Origin of the sequence: Brevibacillus sp. NRRL NRS-603, from assembly GCF_003013445.1 — a bacterium.
GTDB lineage: Bacteria > Bacillota > Bacilli > Brevibacillales > Brevibacillaceae > Brevibacillus > Brevibacillus formosus.
The window spans coordinates 1-3,531 of record NZ_PXZN01000131.1; the positions used below are offsets into that span (position 1 = coordinate 1).

The 3,531-nt window shown below is 46.6% G+C and carries 3 protein-coding genes and 1 pseudogene; all 4 read left to right on the forward strand.

The features are described from left to right. Positions 1-885 (forward strand): ABC transporter substrate-binding protein (locus tag C7R94_RS29115; protein WP_146142855.1); only part of this gene is annotated, 885 nt, incomplete at its 5' end. A gap of 70 nt (positions 886-955) precedes the next feature. Next, positions 956-1,891 (forward strand): nickel ABC transporter permease, encoded by a 936-nt coding sequence (gene nikB / locus C7R94_RS29120; RefSeq protein ID WP_106655050.1) that lies wholly within the window; start codon positions 956-958, stop codon positions 1,889-1,891. Then, entirely contained in the window at positions 1,888-2,799 is a 912-nt protein-coding gene (locus C7R94_RS29125; RefSeq protein WP_047069150.1) for an ABC transporter permease, read from the forward strand. Before nikB ends, C7R94_RS29125 begins: the two co-directional genes overlap by 4 nt. A 12-nt stretch (positions 2,800-2,811) precedes the next feature. Then, positions 2,812-3,531, forward strand: a pseudogene (locus tag C7R94_RS29130) (M14 family metallopeptidase); the annotation flags it as partial.

Genomic DNA, 3,531 nt, shown 5'->3' on the forward strand with positions numbered 1-3,531 from the left:
CAACCGAAGCTGGAAAAAGTAACGTTCCGTTTTATTCCAGAAGCGACTACACGTCTAGCTGAAATGCAAACAGGTGCCATCGACATTATGAAAAAAGTCGAGATTAGCCAAACAGAATCCATCAAGGGCATGTCTGAACTTGAACTGATGCAAGTCGGTTCGCCAACCGTTTATTCAATTCGTTTCAATACATCGATGAAGCCAGTCGACAATGTAAAAGTCCGTGAAGCGATTGCTTACGCGATTGATGCGGACTTGATTATCGAAACGCTGCTCGGCGGATATGGTAAGCGCGTCAATTCATTCCAAAGCGATATGTCTTTCGGCTATGATCCTAACCTGCCATTACGTAATTATGATCCAGAAAAAGCAAAACAACTGCTCGCAGAAGCAGGTGTGAAGGAAGGAACGGAGCTTGATCTCTTCTTACCTGGTACAGATGCTACATTTAAAGAGGTAGCACAAGCGATCGAAATGCAATTAGGTCAAGTCGGTCTCAAGGTGAAGCTGAATCTGGTGGACGCCTCCACATTTACTTCTGACCTCATTCCGAACGGAAAAGCAGGACATATGTACCGGAATGGCTGGGGGGGATGGACGCTCGACTTTGATAATACTGCCTATCTGATGTATCACAAAGGTGAGTTCTGGAACCCTGATTTCTATGACGAAAAAGTAGAGGAGCTCTTGAAAGCAGAACGCTCCACGTTTGATCAAGAAAAGCGTCTGGCAGCATTTAAAGAGCTGAATCAACGTCTGTATGAGCTAGTCCCAGATGTACCGCTCTATCAATCGATCAACCTGTGGGCTGTAAACAAACGAGTAAAAGGCTTCCAACCTCCGACAGATGAACGTATCGATTTGCGCGAAGCATCGGTTGAATAAGGAATGTTTTGAACAGGGGAGTAGAAGATGTCTCTTCTATTCCCTTCATTTTTGATAAAGGAGGAGCGGGATGGCAGCCTTTTTAATTAGACGTCTACTACATAGTGTTTTTGTCGTTCTTGCTATTACTCTTGTCATTTTTGTCCTGGTGCGAATGACTGGTGACCCAGTATCGATCATGTTTCAAGCAGGTGAGCCTACCAAAGAGGCAATTACTGAGCTTCGGCAAAATCTCGGTCTGGACGAGCCCGTTCATGTACAGTTCGGGCTTTATTTAAAAGATATGTTTACCGGTAATTTTGGCACCTCTTTCCGAACGGGTGAGAGCGTGATCGACATGATGAAGGAGAAAATGGGAGCAACTTTGCTGCTTGCCTTCGGGGGAATGTTTGTCGCCCTGTTGATTGCGATTCCAGTAGGTATCATTTCTGCCGTTTATAGAGGCAGTGTAGCTGACTTTTTCGGACGCATTTTTTCATTGCTAGGAATCTCTTTTCCTAACTTTTGGTTAGGGATCATGTTAATCATCATATTTGCCGTTAAGCTGGGCTGGTTTCCTGCTTCTGGTTACGAAGGTCTGGAGTATTTGGTTCTGCCTTCCGTTGCACTCGGACTCATTTTGTCAGGGATTTTGGCTCGATTAGTTCGCTCTTCCATGCTGGAGGTAATGAATCAGCAATATATCAATACGGCCCGTTCCAAAGGGATCAAGGAATGGCTTGTCATCATCAAGCATGGCTTGCGAAACGCATTAATCCCAACGGTAACCTTTATTGGACTGCAATTTGGAACGTTGTTAGGCGGTACCGTGATTATTGAGCAAGTTTTTTCATGGCCAGGTATCGGGCGTATGCTGATTGACGCGATATCGCAACGTGACTTTCCAGTGATTCAAGGCTCTGTGATTATCTTGTCTTTTTTGATGATCTTCGTGAACCTGTTGGTTGATATCAGTTATGGCTTTATTGATCCACGTATTAGGCAGGGAGGAGGAAAAAGCGAATGACGACAGCGACAGTTACAAACAATCAGACCAATCCACCAATCAAAAAACGTGGAAAATGGAGCAAGATGGGCAGAAGATTCGTTCGAAATCCGTGGGCAATGACGGGGATGTTCTTGCTTATGCTTGCTGTCGTATCCGCACTTTTTGCACCGGTAATTGCGCCATCCACTCCTGATAAAGCTGATTTGCGTGCACGGCTGGTTGCTCCCTCGTGGATGGACGATACTGGGAAATCCGAGTATTTGCTAGGTACCGATCAGGTAGGACGTGACTTACTGAGCCGAATCATTTATGGAGCGCGCATATCGTTATTGGTTGGTGTCGTATCCGTACTGATTTCCTTAGTTATCGGGGTGATTCTGGGCCTCATCGCAGGCTTTTACGGACGCTGGGTAGATGATCTGTTAATGCGCTTGGCAGATGTACAGCTGGCATTCCCTTTCATTTTGTTTGCGATTATTGTCATGACGGTCTTTGGGGCAGGTCTATGGAAGCTCATACTTGTTCTGGGGATCAGTAACTGGGTAGGCTTTGCGCGACTGGTTCGAGGACAGGTCATGAGTGTAAAAGAAATGGAATACGTCCAGGCTGCAAAAGCAATCGGGGCTACGAATTTGCGGATCATCAGAAAACATGTCCTGCCAAACGTTTCTTCTTCGATCATCGTATTGGCAACGTTAAATGTAGCCACCAACATTTTGTTGGAAGCATCGTTGACGTTTATTGGGTTGGGTGTAGACCCTTCAATTCCTACATGGGGAGGCATGCTGGCAGACGGTCGCAACTATCTGGAGACGGCATGGTGGGTTGCTACTTTCCCAGGCATCGCCATTATGATTACAGTGTTTGGAATTAACCTGCTGGGCGATTGGCTCCGTGACGAGCTAGATCCAAATCTGCGCGTGTAAGGGGGCTAACCAATGAGAGGGCTAGGTGAAATTTTTACAACGAAAGGGTTAGTTGCCGACCGAAACAATGACGGTGTAGCTGATTCATTGTCTGTTTCCTTCTGTTTTCAAACGGGAATCGTCGTAGAAGGATTCATTGATTTTTGTGCCCGATTAGGCCTTGAAACAAGTGAGCTGGATCTGCCTTCCATTCGTATGGAAGATTCACCGATGGTTGCTAGCAGCACGAAAAGCGGTGAGTGGCTTTGCACAGTAAGTATTGAGCCATCCTGCGACGTGGATGATGCGTCATGCACTCTCGATCGAGGGAACAATCGAATTGCTTTCGTTGGTGGAAGCGAGGAGAGTCTTAGCCGATTACTGCGCTGGATGGCGGCGTATTGGACAGATGCAGCACCTGCAACCACTTCACTCGGTGACATTGAAAGGATTCGTTGTTCTTTACATGAAGTTCAACTATATGTTTGTGCGGATGCTTCACCTGTCTATCAAATTGCGATACCCCAGTATGCGCTGATGAGTTCGTATGAGGGAAGTCCTATCGTAGAGAGACCAACTCCGCTTGAAAGTCTGGCAGAGCTTTGGACAACGGCAGGGTTCTATCAAGCAGGGCGTACGGATTTAACGAGTCGGACAGATGTATTTTTTACAGGGCTCCAAACTGCAGAGGCGGTTATGTCTGCCGCCCGCTTTGCAGCTCGGATTGGTCTAGCCTCGACCGGGATACATTTC